Source organism: Pseudomonas sp. (genome assembly GCF_049590575.1).
Classification (GTDB): Bacteria; Pseudomonadota; Gammaproteobacteria; order Pseudomonadales; family Pseudomonadaceae; genus Aquipseudomonas.
In genome coordinates, this window is the sequence record NZ_JBAWDE010000241.1 from 18,461 (window position 1) to 33,615 (window position 15,155).

The 15,155-nt window shown below is 61.8% G+C and carries 12 protein-coding genes; 6 read left to right on the forward strand and 6 right to left on the reverse strand.

All coding sequences use genetic code 11. The annotated features are described in order from the left end of the window. Positions 1-10: 10 nt before the first annotated feature. Positions 11-529 carry a cupredoxin domain-containing protein gene (locus WBR57_RS16560; RefSeq protein WP_424084754.1) on the reverse strand — a complete coding sequence of 173 codons (519 nt, stop codon included), beginning with the start codon at positions 527-529 and terminating at the stop codon, positions 11-13. A gap of 156 nt (positions 530-685) precedes the next feature. Here WBR57_RS16560 and WBR57_RS16565 point away from each other — a divergent pair, with 156 nt between their 5' ends. Continuing rightward, positions 686-1,366: a heavy metal response regulator transcription factor gene (locus tag WBR57_RS16565; RefSeq protein WP_424084755.1), complete on the forward strand. Its 681-nt coding sequence runs from the start codon at positions 686-688 to the stop codon at positions 1,364-1,366. After that, positions 1,363-2,709, forward strand: a complete 1,347-nt coding sequence (locus WBR57_RS16570) for a heavy metal sensor histidine kinase (protein WP_424084775.1) — start codon at positions 1,363-1,365, stop codon at positions 2,707-2,709. The genes WBR57_RS16565 and WBR57_RS16570 overlap by 4 nt, the downstream gene beginning before the upstream one ends. Before the next feature lie 101 nt (positions 2,710-2,810). Here the strand turns inward: WBR57_RS16570 and WBR57_RS16575 are convergent, their stop codons facing one another. From WBR57_RS16575 to WBR57_RS16585, 3 genes are read right to left on the reverse strand one after another with little or no spacing between them, the layout of a single operon-like run. Further along, the gene (locus WBR57_RS16575) at positions 2,811-4,055 is read right to left on the reverse strand and encodes a lipoprotein-releasing ABC transporter permease subunit (protein WP_424084756.1); all 1,245 of its coding nucleotides are present in this window, start codon (positions 4,053-4,055) and stop codon (positions 2,811-2,813) included. A 58-nt stretch (positions 4,056-4,113) separates the two neighbouring features. Next, a complete protein-coding gene (gene lolD, locus WBR57_RS16580; RefSeq protein ID WP_164487915.1) occupies positions 4,114-4,797 on the reverse strand; it encodes a lipoprotein-releasing ABC transporter ATP-binding protein LolD in 684 nt (227 codons plus the stop codon). 7 nt (positions 4,798-4,804) lie between these two features. Further along, positions 4,805-6,055, reverse strand: coding sequence for a lipoprotein-releasing ABC transporter permease subunit (locus WBR57_RS16585; protein WP_424084757.1), 1,251 nt, complete (start codon positions 6,053-6,055; stop codon positions 4,805-4,807). Positions 6,056-6,149: 94 nt separating this feature from the next. Here WBR57_RS16585 and WBR57_RS16590 point away from each other — a divergent pair, with 94 nt between their 5' ends. Together WBR57_RS16590 and WBR57_RS16595 are read left to right on the forward strand one after the other, a co-directional pair. Continuing rightward, positions 6,150-6,734, forward strand: a complete 585-nt coding sequence (locus WBR57_RS16590; RefSeq protein ID WP_424084758.1) for a PilZ domain-containing protein — start codon at positions 6,150-6,152, stop codon at positions 6,732-6,734. A 43-nt stretch (positions 6,735-6,777) separates the two neighbouring features. Next, positions 6,778-7,500: a glycerophosphodiester phosphodiesterase gene (locus WBR57_RS16595; protein WP_424084759.1), complete on the forward strand. Its 723-nt coding sequence runs from the start codon at positions 6,778-6,780 to the stop codon at positions 7,498-7,500. Between the two features lie 42 nt (positions 7,501-7,542). On the opposite strand, the gene sthA is transcribed toward WBR57_RS16595, so the two are convergent. Further along, a complete protein-coding gene (sthA, locus tag WBR57_RS16600) occupies positions 7,543-8,937 on the reverse strand; it encodes a Si-specific NAD(P)(+) transhydrogenase (protein ID WP_005786183.1) in 1,395 nt (464 codons plus the stop codon). 234 nt (positions 8,938-9,171) lie between these two features. On the opposite strand from sthA, the gene WBR57_RS16605 reads away from it, so the two are divergent. Continuing rightward, a complete protein-coding gene (locus tag WBR57_RS16605; RefSeq protein ID WP_424084760.1) occupies positions 9,172-9,705 on the forward strand; it encodes a chalcone isomerase family protein in 534 nt (177 codons plus the stop codon). Positions 9,706-9,899: 194 nt separating this feature from the next. Here the strand turns inward: WBR57_RS16605 and WBR57_RS16610 are convergent, their stop codons facing one another. Beyond that, the gene (locus WBR57_RS16610) at positions 9,900-11,363 is read right to left on the reverse strand and encodes a glyceraldehyde-3-phosphate dehydrogenase (RefSeq protein ID WP_424084761.1); all 1,464 of its coding nucleotides are present in this window, start codon (positions 11,361-11,363) and stop codon (positions 9,900-9,902) included. 340 nt (positions 11,364-11,703) lie between these two features. Here WBR57_RS16610 and mfd point away from each other — a divergent pair, with 340 nt between their 5' ends. Next, positions 11,704-15,153 (forward strand): transcription-repair coupling factor, encoded by a 3,450-nt coding sequence (gene mfd / locus WBR57_RS16615; RefSeq protein ID WP_424084762.1) that lies wholly within the window; start codon positions 11,704-11,706, stop codon positions 15,151-15,153. The last annotated feature ends 2 nt before the right edge of the window (positions 15,154-15,155 follow it).

Sequence of the window (15,155 nt, forward strand, 5' to 3'; positions counted from 1 at the left end):
TAACAAACGCTCACTCAACGGTCAGTTTGCCGACCATGCCTGCCTGGTAATGCCCGGGAAGGTTGCAGGCAAACTCAAGGCCCGTGGCCTTGGTGAAGGTCCAGGTCAGCTCGGCGGTTTTACCGGGCTCCACCAGCACGCTGTTTGGATCGTCATGCTTCATGCCACCCATGGCGCCTTGCCCCATGGCACTGTGATCCATCTTGCCCATGCCGGTGGCGGTGAGCATCCCGCTGGCCTGCATCTGCAGCATTTCCTTCTGGTGTCCGGCGTGCATGGCCGCGTCGCCGAGGTTGAACTCGTGCAGCAACTGGCCTTTGTTGACCAGCACAAAGCGCACGGTCTCACCGGCTTTCACGTCCAGGGCCTTGGGCGAAAAGGAAATGTCCTGCAGGGTAATTTCCACCGTGCGTGTGGCCTTGCTCGCCGGCGCGGCCTCGCCGAATGCATAGGTCTGGGCCGGGTCTGCCGCCGCACCAAAACTCAGCGCCAACAGGCAGCCCGCCAACAACAGAGATTTATGCAACATCTCGATTCTCCAAAAGTGTGGGAACAGCTAGGGTTGCACTCTAAGATGGCGCCGCTGCCAGCCAGCTGACCGCAGGATTACAACTTTGTCAGGTTACGTCCTTACCGTGCCCCCCGGGGTATAACCCTAGCCGTGACCCGTTGCCAAGAGCCGCCCATGAAACTGCTGATCGTCGAAGACCAACCCAAAACCGGCCACTACCTGCGCCAGGGCCTGGCCGAGGCAGGCTTTACCACTGAACTGGTGGCCGACGGCAGCAGCGGCCAACACTTGGCGTTGACCGGTGACTACGACCTGCTGATCCTCGATGTGATGCTGCCAGGCCGTGACGGCTGGCAAATCCTGCAAGCCGTGCGCAGCGCAGGCCTGGACATCCCGGTGTTGTTCCTCACCGCCCGGGATGCCGTGGAAGACCGCGTGCACGGCCTGGAGCTGGGCGCCGACGACTACCTGGTCAAGCCCTTCGCCTTCTCTGAGCTGCTGGCGCGCGTGCGCAGCCTGTTACGCCGTGGCGGCAGCGCGCCGCAGGAAACCGCACTGCAATTGGCCGACCTGCGCCTGGATCTGATTCGCCGCCGTGTCGAACGGGGCGGCCAACGCATCGACCTCACCGCCAAGGAATTTTCCCTGCTGGAACTGCTGCTGCGCCGTCAGGGTGAAGTGCTGCCCAAGTCGCTGATTGCCTCTCAGGTGTGGGACATGAATTTCGACAGCGATACCAACATCATTGAAGTGGCGATCCGCCGTTTGCGCCTGAAGATCGACGATCCCTACCCCACCAAGCTGATCCACACCGTGCGCGGCATGGGCTACGTATTGGAGGCACGGTGCAATTGATCCAGCGCCTGTCCCTGGCCAGCCGCCTGGCATTGTTGTTCGCCGGCTGCACCGCGGTGGTCTCGCTGCTGGCCGGCGTGCTCTTCAACCGGGCCAGCGAGGCGCACTTCATGGAGCTGGACCAGCAGTTGCTCGACAGCAAACTGGTAGCGCTGCGCAGCACGTTGCAGGGTGTGGACACACCGCAGCTATTTGCCCAACGGGAAGCGCAACTGCGCATCGAGCTCAATCGCCAACCCGACCTGGCTGTGCGCATCACTGCCGCCGGCCAGCGATGGTTTGACGGAACGGCGGGCGTCAACCTGCCCGACTCCCCAGGCCTGCACAGCCTGCAAAACGCCGGCAGCGCTTACCGCGTGTACAACGTGCCGTTGATTGCGGGCCGTGCCGATTCGCCGCAACTGAGCCTGGTGCTCGACATCACCCATCACCAGCACTTCCTGCAGCGCATGCAGCATCTGATCTGGCTCACCGTCAGCCTCTCGGCCCTGGCTACCGCCTTGCTCGGCGCCTGGGCCGCACGCAGCGGGTTGCGGCCATTGCGGCGCATGGGCGAAGTGGCGGCCAGTGTGTCCGCCCACTCGCTCACGCAGCGTTTGCCTGAGCAGCCTATGCCCGCAGAACTGGAAGAACTCGCGCAAGCCTTCAATGCCATGCTCGGCCGTCTGGACGATGCCTTCCAGCGCCTCTCGGCCTTCTCTGCCGATATCGCCCATGAACTGCGCACGCCGCTGTCGAATTTGCTGACCCAGACCCAGGTCATCCTCACCCAGCCACGCCCGCTGGAGGATTACCGGGAGGCGCTGCACAGCAACCTGGAAGAGCTGCAATGGATGGCCCAGCTGGTCAACGACATGCTGTACCTGGCCAAGGCCGATCATGGTTTGCTGATGCCTAAGCGTGAACCGTTGGCGCTGGCGGACGAAGTAGATGCGGTGTTGGAGTTTTTCGCCCTGCTCGCCGAAGAGGCGCAGATCACCCTGGTACGCGAAGGCACAGCCCACGTCGCCGGCGACCGCGGTATGTTGCGTCGGGCACTGTCGAACCTGCTGGATAACGCGCTGCGGTTTACCCCGGCGGGGGGCGAAGTGCGGGTGCGGATGGACGATGGCGTGAGGCTGGCCGTCGAGAACACCGGGGACGGGATTCCAGCACAGTTGTTACCGAAATTGTTTGACCGATTCTACCGCGCCGACCCGTCGCGCCATGCAGGCAGCAGTGAACATGCGGGGCTGGGGCTGGCGATTACCCAGTCGATTGTGCGGGCGCATGGAGGGAGGATTTGTTGTGAGTCTGAGGCGGGGTGGACAAGGTTTGTGATTGAGTTGCCAAAGTCAGCTTGATGCAAGCCGGGCTTGCCCTATCGGGGGCCAGCTCCCACATTTTGAGGTGTGAACACATTCAAATGTGGGAGCTGGCTTGCCTGCGATAGCGGTGTCAGGCCTTACGAATACCTGAGAGCATGCGCCGGCTCAATCTTCGCCGCGCGATACGCCGGGTAGATCGTCGCCAGAAAGCTCAGCACAAACCCGGCCGAGCAGATCAACAACACATCACCGCCTTGCAGCTCAGAAGGCAGGTTGCTGACGAAATACACGTCTGAACTGAAGATGTGCTGCCCGCTCACGCGCTCCACCCAGCCCACCAATTCACTCACGTTCAGCGCGGCGATCACGCCGAGGATGCCGCCGATCAAGGTGCCGACGACTCCGATCACCGTGCCCTGCACCATGAAAATCGCCATGATCTGCCGGGGCGTGGCGCCGATGGTGCGCAGGATCGCAATGTCCGCGCCCTTGTCGTTGACCACCATGATCAGCGTGGCGATGATGTTGAACGCCGCCACCGCGACGATCATCAGCAACAGCAGGCCGATCATGGTTTTTTCCATCTTCATCGCGCTGAACAGGCTGCCCTGGGTGTGGGTCCAGTCATCAGGCTTGTAGCCCGTGCCCAGGCTGGCGGCGATGTCCGATGAGACCTTGGGCGCCGCATACAGGTCTTTCACCGCCAGGCGCACGCTTTGCACCTGGTTCGGCTGCCAGTGCTGGATCTCTGCGGCGTCAGCCATGTGGATCATGGCCATGGAGCCATCCAGCTCGGCGCCGACCTTGAAGATCCCGACCACGTTCAAGCGCTGCATGCGCGGAGTGATACCACCCGGCGCGGTGCTGATTTCCGGCACGATCAGGGTCAGCTTGTCGCCGACATTCAGGCGGAAACGCCGTGCGGTGATTTCACCCACCACCACGCCGAACTCACCCGGCTTCAGGTCTTCCAGTTTGCCGCGCACAATGTGCTGGGCGACGATCGACACCTTGCCCTCCTGGGCCGGGTCGATACCGCTGATCTCGATCGGCTGCATCGCGCCCTTGTAGGAGAACATGCCGTCCATCTGCGTGAAAGGTACTGCAGCGGTCACTTGCGGGTTCTTCATCGCCGCCGCGGCCACCGGCTGCCAATCATCAATCGGGTTAACGCCGACGATGGTGGCGTGGGGCACCATGCCGAGGATGCGCGAGCTCATTTCGCGCTGGAAACCGTTCATCACCGACAACACCACGATCATCGCCAGCACGCCCAGGGCGAGGCCGATCATCGAGGTCATCGAGATAAACGAAACAAAACGGTTGCGGCGCTTGGCGCGGGTATAGCGCGTGCCGATGAAAATCGATAACGGTCTGAACATTCGCGGGCACCGTTGAAAAAATAGAAAACCCGGCGTCGGGCGCCGGGCTTGAAACAGGTCAGATGGCGACCAGATGACCTTCCTGCAGGTGCAACACACGGTCCATCTGGCGGGCCATGCTCATGTCATGGGTCACCACCAGGAACGCGGTGCGCATCTGGGTGCTCAGCTCCAGCATCAAGTCCTTGATGCCCTGGGCGGTGTGAGAGTCGAGGTTGCCGGTCGGCTCATCAAGCATCACCAGGCCTGGGTTGTTGACCAGGGCACGGGCGATGGCCACACGCTGGCGCTCACCGCCGGACAGTTCGGCCGGCTTGTGCTCCAGGCGGTGGCCAAGGCCTACGCGCTCGAGCAGGGCCTTGGCGCGCTGGCGTGCCTGCGGGATCGCGGTCTTGCCGATCAGCAGCGGCATGCACACGTTTTCCAGGGCGGTGAATTCCGGCAACAGGTGGTGGAACTGGTACACAAAGCCCAGCGAACGGTTGCGCAGTTGGCCGCGAGCCTTCTCGCCGAGGGCCGACAGCTCTTCGCCCGCCAGCCACACGCTGCCCTGGGACGGCGTATCGAGGCCGCCCAGCAGGTTGAGCAAGGTACTTTTACCGGAACCGGAACTGCCGACGATCGCTACGCGCTCGCCGGGGTGCAGCTCAAGTTGCAGGTTGGACAGCACCACAACCGATTCAGGGCCTTCCTCGTAGGATTTGCCCAGGTTGCGGCAGCTCAGGATTGCTTTTTCACTCATGCCCGATTCACTCATAACGTAAGGCCTGTGCTGGCTGGGTACGTGCCGCGCGCCAGGCTGGATACAGGGTGGCAAGGAAACTCAGGACCAACGCGGCAGCGCCTACCATCAACACGTCCTGGCTCTGCACCTGGGACGGCAAGTAGTCGATGAAATAAACGTCGGAGTTCAAGAATTTATGGCCGATCAACACCTCAAGGCCGGCAATCGCGGCACTGACGTTCAGTGCGGCGAGGATGCCGACGGCGGTGCCGATCAAGGTACCGACCACGCCGATCACGGTGCCCTGCACCATGAAGATCGCCATGATCTGCCCCGGCGTGGCACCGAGGGTCCGCAGGATCGCGATGTCGCCCTTCTTGTCGTTCACCACCATCACCAAGGTGGAAATGATGTTGAACGCGGCCACGGCAACGATCAGCAGCAACAGCAGGCCGATCATGGCTTTTTCCATGCGGATGGCCTGGTACAGGTTGCCGTGGGTCCGGGTCCAGTCGCGGGCGTAGTACTGGGACTCACCCAGGTGCTGGGCGATTTCCCAGGCGCCGCGCGGTGCGTCGAACAGGTCGTTGAACTTCAGGCGCAGGCCCTGCACCTGGTCTGGCTGCCAGCGATGCAGGCGGGCCAGGTCGGTGAGGTTGGTCAGGCCCAGGTAGCCGTCGATCTCGCCGGCGCCCACGTGGAAAGTGCCGACCACGGTGAAGCGCTTCATGCGCGGGAACATGCCGGCCGGGGTCACGGTGACTTCCGGGGCGACGAAGGTCAGCTTGTCGCCGACGCCCACGCCGAGCTTGGCCGCCGCCTTGTCACCGATGACGATGCCGAAGCTGCCGGGCGCGAGGTCACCGAGTTTGCCCTGCAGCATGAACTTGTCGATGATCGAGACCTTGCGCTCCTGGACCGGGTCGATGGCATTCAGCAGAATTTTCTGCACCTTGCCGTCGTGGGTCAGCAGCCCCTGCATCTGGGTAAATGGCGCAACGGCCAGCACTTTGGGGTTCTGCTTGACCTTGTCGGCCAGGCTTTGCCAGTCGCTGATGGGCGCGTCGGCCTCGATGGTCGCGTGGGGCACCATACCCAGCACGCGGGTGCGCATCTCATGATCGAAGCCGTTCATCACCGACAGCACCACGATCATCACGACCACGCCCAAGGCGAGCCCGATCATCGAGGTCAAGGAAATGAACGACACAAAATGATTGCGGCGCTTTGCACGGGTATAACGCGTGCCGATAAATACGAAGAGAGGTCTGAACATGTCGGGGCTTGTTCGGAGGAAAAGAAGACGTCCCGGTGGCGGGGTCTGGTAAGCAGCTTTACACTCAGACCATTACCGTTACCTGGGGTTCGCCATGTCGACATTAGATGAAGAAGAGCGCCGCGAATACTACCGTATCGACGACATGATCGCACTTCAAATCAAAAGCCTGTCTGCCCCCGAAGCGGCGAGCAAAGAAGTATTGCTGGATGATTCGCCGCTGTTCAATCTGCTCAGTGAACTGCACCTGAGCGAATTCGAAGCCCAGCACCTGTTGCGCCAGCTCAGCGAGAAGGATCGCACCCTCGCCGCGTTCCTCAGGGTCCAGAATAAACGTGTGGATCTGCTCAGCCAGATCATGGCGCGTGGCCTGCTGGATGAAGTCGGCGCACCGCAACCGGTGATCATTTCCGAAGGCGGCATCGACTTCCAGCACCCTGCCCCTCTGGCACCCGGCGCACACCTGGCGGTCAAGCTGGTGCTGATGCCCCAGGCGCTCGGCCTGCTGCTGCGCGCACGGGTCACCCATTGCGACCCCAAGGGCACGGGGTTTGACGTGGGTACGGAGTTCGAGTCCATGACCGACGCCCAACGCCAATTGCTCGCGCGCTATATCCTGCAGAAACAAGCCCAGGAGCGGCGCCTGGCGCGGGAACAGAGCGACGCCCAAGACACCTGAATCGTATTCACCCCGCCAGCCGACCTGGCGCAAAGGAGCAACTGTGACCCTGATTTACGGCCACCGCGGTGCCAAAGGCGAAGCACCGGAAAACACCCTGACCAGCTTCCAGGAATGCCTCAAGCACGGCGTACGCCGGTGCGAACTGGATTTGCACCTGTCCATGGACGGCGAGCTGATGGTCATCCACGACCCCACCCTCAAGCGCACCACCGACCGGCGCGGCAAGGTCGTCGAGTATTCGGCGGCGGACCTGGTGAAGATGGACGCGCGCAAAGGCGGCCCGGGTTGGGTCAAGCCGTGCCCGATCCCGCGCCTGGAAGAACTGTTCGAGCAATGCGACTTCGATCACTGGCAACTGGAAGTCAAAAGCGCTTCACGCACCCGCGCCGCGACTACCGTGCTGGCAATTCGTGAGATGGCTGTGCGTCATGGCTTGATGGACAAGGTCACGGTGACCTCAAGTTCGCGGGAAGTCTTGAAAGCTGCGATTGAACTCACGCCGGACCTGTCGCGCGGCCTGGTGGCCGAATACGCCTGGCTCGACCCGTTGAAGGTCGCGCAGAACTATGGCTGTGAGTACCTGGCGTTGAACTGGACGCTGTGCACCCCCGAGCGTCTGGAAAAAGCCCAGCGTCAGGGTTTGCACGTGTCCGTGTGGACAGTCAACGAACCCGCGCTGATGCGCAGGCTCGCCGACTTCGGCGTAGATAGCCTGATTACAGACTTTCCCGGTTTGGCCACTGCCACCCTCGAGAATTACTGAAATCGGTCTCCCCGGCCGGCTCAGGCCACCGGCCGGAGCCGCTCAAAAAAGCCGGTTGAGGCCGTCGTAGGCCGCTACCCGATAGGCTTCGGCCATGGTCGGGTAGTTGAACGTGGTGTTCACAAAATACTTGAGGGTATTTTGCTCACCCGGCTGGTTCATGATCGCCTGGCCGATGTGCACGATTTCCGACGCCTGGTAGCCGAAGCAATGCACGCCGAGCACTTCCAGGGTTTCGCGGTGAAACAGGATCTTCAGCATGCCTTGCGGCTCACCGGCGATCTGCGCACGTGCCATGCTCTTGAAGAACGCCTTGCCCACTTCATAAGGCACCTTGGCCTTGGTCAGTTCGTGTTCGTTCTTGCCGATCGAGCTGATCTCCGGAATCGTGTAGATCCCGGTCGGCACGTCGTTCACATAACGCCAGCTGCCGTTGTCGACAATGCTGCCGGCGGCCGAGCGGCCCTGGTCGTGGGCGGCACTGGCCAGGCTTGGCCAGCCGATCACGTCACCGGCGCCGTAGATGTTGGTCACGCAGGTGCGGTAGTTCTCGTCCACTTCGATCTGGCCACGGCTGTTGACCTTGACCCCGATGTTTTCCATGCCCAGCTTGTCGGTGTTGCCGGTACGACCGTTGCACCACAGCAAGGCATCGGCCTTGATCTTCTTGCCGGACTTGAGGTGCAGGATCACCCCGTTGTCCAGGCCTTCGACCCGCTCGTACTCTTCGTTGTGGCGCACGGTGATGTTGTTGTTGCTGAAGTGATAACTCAACGCCTGGGAAATTTCCGAGTCGAGGAAGCTCAGCAGCTGGTCACGGTTGTCCACCAGCTCCACCAGTACACCCAGGCCGCTGAAGATCGAGGCGTATTCACAGCCGATCACGCCGGCGCCATAGATGATCAGTTTGCGCGGGGTGTGGCCCAGGCTGAGGATGGTGTCGCTATCGTAGATACGCGGGTGGTGGAAATCGATATCCGCCGGGCGATACGGCCGCGAACCGGTAGCGATGATGATGTGCTTGGCCACCAGCTTCTCGACCACGCCGTTGGCGCAGACCACTTCGACGGTTTGCTCGTCGGCAAAGCTGCCGGTGCCGAAGAACAGGTCGACGCGGTTACGGGCGTAGTAACCGGTGCGCGACGCGACTTGTTTGGAAATGACTTTCTCGGCGCTTTTCAGCACGTCCGGGAACGAGAACCAGCGCGGCTCGCCAATCGCCCGGAACATCGGGTTGGTGTTGAATTGCATGATCTGGCGCACGGAGTGACGCAACGCCTTGGACGGGATGGTACCCAGGTGGGTGCAGTTACCGCCGACCTGGCGACGGCTATCGACCATCGCCACCTTGCGCCCCGCTTTGGCGGCGTTCATTGCCGCACCTTCTCCAGCCGGGCCGGAACCCAGTACCACCACGTCGTAGTTGTAGACAGCCATGCGTACTCCTCAGAACAGGCCAGGCGCACGGTTGAACGCCTGGCTAAATCATGCCGCGGCCAGCGGGCATGAAGGACAATTTGGCTCAAGTGTGTGAACCGGGGCACAGTCTATATAAGGCTCAACGCCGCGCACATTAACCCTTGGTCGCGTCGTAGGCCAGTCTTGCCTTTACTACAGAAACACGAAACAGGCATTACACTGCTGGCACGCACCTTTACAGGACGAGCCATTATGCGGCATGTGGTTTTCTGTTTAATGATGATTTTTTCGGTGGCGGCGCAGGCGAGTGAGGCGGATCGGCTCCGGCAAGCCGATTTCCCTGCGCAATCCTATGAGCTGGCGTTGAAAAACCAGGCAGTGCTCACCTACCTCTGGGCCGATGTGTACGCGGCGGCACTGTACGCACCGGCGGACATCAGCGTGAAACAGGCATGGTCCGAGCAAAAGCCGCTGCGCCTGGCGCTGTATTACTTTCGCGACATCGACCGCAACGATGTGATCAAGGCCGCCACGGCGACCCTGGAGCGCCAGCAGGCCGGCGCCCGACTGAAGCCCGAGATAGACAAACTGCACGCCAGTTTTCGCAACATCCGCAGCGGTGATCGGTATGCCCTGGATTTTCGTCCGGGCCGCGGCTTGAACCTGGAGATCAACGGCCAGGTGGTGTTCAGCAGTCGCGACGACGCGCTGGCCAGGGCCTATCTGGGGATCTGGCTGGCGCCCAAAGGCTTGTCTGAGGAGTTGCGTGACAAACTGCTCAAGTAAGTAAAGCAGCCTGTCAGGCAAACCTGTGTTCACTGAGCCACCGCTATCGGGGGCAAGCCCCTCCCACACTTTTGAATAGGTTCACAAATCAACATGTGGGAGGGAGCTTGCTCCCGATGAGGCCATTGCTGACAACCCACCAGCCATAAAAAAAGCCCCGAATCAGTCGGGGCTTTTTCATTCACTGCAAAGGCTTAGCGCGGGAACGCAGGCGGGTTGACGCCGGCCATGTCTTCCATCACGCGAACCACCTGGCAGCTGTAGCCGAACTCGTTGTCGTACCACACGTACAGCACAACACGGTTGTCCTGGCTGATGGTCGCTTCAGCGTCCACCACACCGGCGTGGCGCGAGCCAACGAAGTCGGTGGACACCACTTCCTGTGAATTGACGTAGTCGATTTGCTTGTGCAGATCGGAGTGCAGCGCCATGTAGCGCAGGTACTCGTTCATCTCTTCGCGGGTGGCGGCGTTCTCAAGGTTGAGGTTGAGAATGGCCATAGACACGTTTGGCGTCGGCACACGGATCGCGTTGCCGGTCAGCTTGCCGGCCAGCTCAGGCAGGGCCTTGGCAGCCGCGGTGGCAGCACCGGTCTCGGTGATCACCATGTTCAACGCGGCGCTACGGCCACGGCGATCGCCTTTGTGGAAGTTGTCGATCAGGTTCTGGTCGTTGGTGTACGAATGAACGGTTTCGACGTGACCGTTAACGATGCCGAACTTGTCATTCACAGCCTTCAGCACCGGCACGATGGCGTTGGTGGTGCAGGACGCGGCGGACACGATCTTGTCGTCAGCGGTGATTTCGGCGTGGTTGATGCCGTGCACGATGTTCTTCAGCTTGCCTTTGCCAGGCGCGGTCAGCACAACGCGGTCGATACCCGGGCAAGCCAGGTGCTGGCCCAGGCCCTCGGCGTCGCGCCATACGCCGGTGTTGTCCACCAGCAGGGCGTCCTTGATGCCGTACTGGGTGTAATCCACCTCGGACGGGTTCTTCGCGTAGATCACCTGGATCAGGTTACCGTTGGCGGTGATGGTGTTGTTTTCTTCGTCGATGACGATGGTGCCGTTGAACGGACCGTGTACCGAGTCACGACGCAGCAGGCTGGCGCGTTTGGTCAGGTCGTTCTCGGCGCCTTTGCGCACGACGATAGCCCGCAGGCGCAGGCCGTCGCCGCCACCGGTTTTTTCGATCAGGATGCGTGCCAGCAGGCGGCCGATACGACCGAAGCCGTACAGCACAACGTCGGTGCCTTTGCGGGCTGCGGCGTTTTGCTGGCCCACCACATCGGCCATTTCTTCACGCACGAACTGCTCGGCAGTACGGCCGGCGCCTTCCTTGCGGAATTTGTAGGCCAGCTTGCCCAGGTCGACCGAAGCCGCGCCGAGCTTGAGCTCGCTCATGGCTTTGAGCAGCGGGAATGTTTCGTGGACGGAGAGTTCGCTGTCGTCGGCGGAACGGTGACGCGCAAAGCGGTGGGCTTTGAGAATCGCGATGACAGACTGGTTGATCAGGCTGCGGCCATAGATCGAGCTCACCACATTGTTATTGCGGTACAGCTGACCGATAAGCGGAATCATCGCTTCAGCGAGCGCTTCACGGTCGATCCATTCACCAAGACACTGGTCGGGCTTCTGAGTCACGGGAACCTTCCACATGTAGGGGCAGAAAAAAGGGGCTACATTATGCCGCCCGACCGCCCTCGGGGCAATGCGCGCCAGGCAACAAAAAGCGCTTGCGAAAAAATCATACCCCGCTGCAGCCCAGTAAATACGCGGGTTCCAGAAGACCATCAGTTGAGCGACCTCGCTGACTTGTCCGTAACCCTCCGAAAACCTCACGCTTTTTGGCACTACATATTGAGTCAAAACACGCCATTGTTTGTCTTAGCCACTACATTTCCTACAAACCGTAATAGGCTCAGTCAGCAACTGACAGGCGGCACCTCTGGCCGCTACAATTACCGACTTTGTCGCAACGCTTGGAGCTCAACCTTCCGTGCCCGTTCTGCGTCTACCGCTTCTCCCTGCCGCGGCAGGTAAACAGCACTGGGGCAACCTGCCCGGTGCCGCCCTGAGCCTGGCCATTGCCGAGGCTGCCAGCGCAGCCAAGCGCTTTACCCTGCTGCTCACCGCCGACAGCCAAAGCGCCGAGCGGCTGGAGCAGGAGCTGAGCTTCTTCGCCCCTGATTTGCCGGTGCTGCATTTCCCGGACTGGGAAACCCTGCCCTACGATCTGTTCTCGCCGCACCAGGACATCATCTCCCAGCGCATCGCCAGCCTGTACCGCCTGCCGGAACTGGCTCACGGCGTGCTGGTGGTGCCGATCACCACGGCCCTGCACCGCCTGGCGCCGACCAAGTTCCTGCTGGGCAGCAGCCTGGTGCTGGATGTCGGCCAGAAACTCGACGTGGAACAGATGCGCACGCGCCTGGAAGCCAGCGGCTACCGCTGCGTCGACACGGTGTACGAGCACGGCGAATTTGCGGTGCGCGGCGCGTTGATCGACCTGTTCCCGATGGGCAGCAAGTTGCCCTACCGCATCGACCTGTTCGATGACGAAATCGAGACCCTGCGCACGTTCGACCCGGACAACCAGCGCTCCATTGATAAAGTCGAGTCGATCAAGCTGCTGCCGGCGCGGGAATTCCCGCTGCAAAAGGACGCGGTCACGCGCTTCAAGGCACGCTTTCGCGAACGCTTCGACGTCGACTTCCGCCGCTGCCCGATCTTTCAGGACTTGAGCAGCGGGATTACACCGGCCGGTATCGAGTACTACCTGCCGTTGTTCTTCGACGAAACCTCGACCCTGTTCGATTATTTGCCGCAGGACACCCAGGTGTTCTCACTGCCAGGCATCGAGCAGGCAGCGGAAAACTTCTGGAACGACGTGCGCAACCGTTATGAAGAGCGCCGCGTCGATCCTTCGCGTCCTTTATTGCCACCTGCCGAACTGTTCCTGCCGGTGGAAGACTGCTTCGCCCGCCTGAAAAACTGGCCGCGCGTCGTCGCCAGCCAACAGGACGTCGATGCCGGCAGTGGCCGCGAGCGCTTCCCGGCGACGACGCTGCCGGATCTGTCGATCCAGGCCAAAGCTACCCAGCCGCTGGAAGCCTTGTCGAATTTCCTCGGCGACTTCGACGGTCGCGTGCTGTTCACCGCCGAATCCGCCGGTCGCCGCGAAGTGTTGCTGGAGTTGCTGGAACGCCTGAAGCTGCGCCCGAAAACCGTCGACAGCTGGCCGGACTTTGTCGCGAGCAAAGAGCGCCTGGCGATCACCATCGCACCGCTGGACGAAGGCCTGCTGCTGGACGACCCGGCCCTGGCGCTGATCGCCGAGAGCCCGCTGTTCGGCCAACGCGTGATGCAGCGCCGGCGCCGTGAAAAACGCGCCGACGCCAACAACGACGCAGTGATCAAGAACCTCACCGAGCTGCGCGAAGGCGCGCCGGTGGTGCATATCGACCACGGCGTCGGCCGCTACCTGGGCCTGCAGACCCTGGAGATCGACAACCAGGCCGCCGAATTCCTCACCATGGAATACGCCGAGGGCGCCAAGCTCTACGTGCCAGTGGCCAGCCTGCATTTGATCGCGCGCTACACCGGCAGCGACGACGCCCTGGCGCCATTGCACCGCCTGGGCTCCGAGACCTGGCAGAAAGCCAAGCGCAAGGCCGCCGAACAGGTCCGCGACGTCGCCGCCGAGCTGCTCGACATCTATGCACGCCGCGCCGCCCGCGAGGGTTACGCGTTCGCCGACCCGAAAGCCGACTACGCCACCTTCAGCGCCGGCTTTGCCTTCGAAGAAACCCCGGACCAGCAGACCACCATCGAAGCCGTGCGCGCCGACATGCTCGCGCCCAAGCCGATGGACCGCCTGGTCTGTGGCGACGTGGGCTTCGGCAAGACCGAAGTGGCAATGCGCGCCGCCTTTATCGCGGTGCACGGTGGCAAGCAAGTGGCGATCCTGGTGCCAACCACCCTGCTCGCCCAGCAGCACTACAACAGCTTTCGCGACCGCTTTGCCGACTGGCCGGTGAGCGTGGAAGTGATGAGCCGCTTCAAATCCGCCAAGGAAGTGAATGCCGCCGTCGCCGATTTGGCAGAGGGCAAGATCGACATCGTGATCGGCACCCACAAGCTGCTGTCCGACGATGTGAAGATCAAGAACCTCGGCCTGGTAATCATCGACGAAGAACACCGCTTCGGCGTGCGCCAGAAAGAACAGCTGAAAAACCTGCGCAGTGAAGTCGACATCCTCACCCTCACCGCCACGCCGATTCCGCGCACGCTGAACATGGCCGTGTCGGGCATGCGCGACCTGTCGATCATCGCCACGCCGCCGGCACGTCGTTTGTCGGTGCGCACCTTCGTGATGGAGCAGAACAAAAGCACGGTCAAGGAAGCGCTGCTGCGCGAGTTGCTGCGTGGCGGTCAGGTGTACTACCTGCACAACGACGTGAAGACCATCGAGAAATGCGCCGCCGACCTCGCCGAACTGGTGCCGGAAGCGCGCATCGCCATCGGCCACGGGCAGATGCGCGAGCGCGAACTCGAGCAGGTGATGAGCGACTTCTACCACAAGCGCTTCAACGTGCTGATCGCCTCGACCATCATCGAGACCGGCATCGACGTGCCGAGCGCCAACACCATCATCATCGAGCGTGCGGATAAATTCGGCCTGGCGCAGCTGCACCAGCTGCGTGGCCGCGTCGGGCGCAGTCACCACCAGGCCTATGCCTACCTGCTGACGCCGCCACGCCAGCAAATCACCGGGGACGCCGAAAAACGCCTGGAAGCAATCGCCAATACCCAGGACCTCGGCGCCGGTTTTGTACTGGCCACCAACGACCTGGAAATCCGTGGCGCCGGCGAACTGCTCGGCGACGGCCAGAGCGGTCAGATCCAGGCCGTGGGCTTCACCCTGTATATGGAGATGCTCGAGCGCGCGGTGAAAGCCATCCGCAAGGGCGAGCAACCGAACCTCGACCAGCCCCTGGGCGGCGGGCCGGAAATCAACCTGCGCTTGCCGGCGTTGATCCCCGAAGACTACCTGCCGGACGTACATGCGCGGCTGATCCTGTACAAGCGCATCGCCTCGGCCACCGACGAAGAAGGCCTCAAGGACCTGCAGGTCGAGATGATCGACCGCTTCGGCCTGCTGCCGGAACCGACCAAGAACCTGGTGCGCCTGACCCTGCTCAAATTGCAGGCCGAGCAGCTGGGTATCAAGAAGGTCGACGCCGGACCGCAGGGGGGGCGCATCGAGTTCGAAGCGCAGACGCCGGTGGACCCGCTGGTGCTGATCAAGCTGATCCAGGGCCAGCCCAACCGCTACAAGTTCGAAGGGGCTACGCTGTTCAAATTCATGGTGCCGATGGAACGTGCCGAAGAACGCTTTAATACATTGGAGGCGTTGTTCGAGCGCCTCATCCCGAAAACTGCTTGAAG

Excerpts from the sequence above, each read along its gene's own strand:
- WBR57_RS16560 (WP_424084754.1), bottom strand. The coding sequence starts at position 529 with ATGTTGCATAAATCTCTGTTGTTGGCGGGCTGCCTGTTGGCGCTGAGT.
- WBR57_RS16565 (WP_424084755.1), top strand. The coding sequence starts at position 686 with ATGAAACTGCTGATCGTCGAAGACCAACCCAAAACCGGCCACTACCTG.
- WBR57_RS16575 (WP_424084756.1), bottom strand. The coding sequence starts at position 4,055 with ATGTTCAGACCGTTATCGATTTTCATCGGCACGCGCTATACCCGCGCC.
- lolD (WP_164487915.1), bottom strand. The coding sequence starts at position 4,797 with ATGAGTGAAAAAGCAATCCTGAGCTGCCGCAACCTGGGCAAATCCTAC.
- WBR57_RS16585 (WP_424084757.1), bottom strand. The coding sequence starts at position 6,055 with ATGTTCAGACCTCTCTTCGTATTTATCGGCACGCGTTATACCCGTGCA.
- WBR57_RS16590 (WP_424084758.1), top strand. The coding sequence starts at position 6,150 with ATGTCGACATTAGATGAAGAAGAGCGCCGCGAATACTACCGTATCGAC.
- sthA (WP_005786183.1), bottom strand. The coding sequence starts at position 8,937 with ATGGCTGTCTACAACTACGACGTGGTGGTACTGGGTTCCGGCCCGGCT.
- WBR57_RS16605 (WP_424084760.1), top strand. The coding sequence starts at position 9,172 with ATGCGGCATGTGGTTTTCTGTTTAATGATGATTTTTTCGGTGGCGGCG.
- WBR57_RS16610 (WP_424084761.1), bottom strand. The coding sequence starts at position 11,363 with ATGTGGAAGGTTCCCGTGACTCAGAAGCCCGACCAGTGTCTTGGTGAA.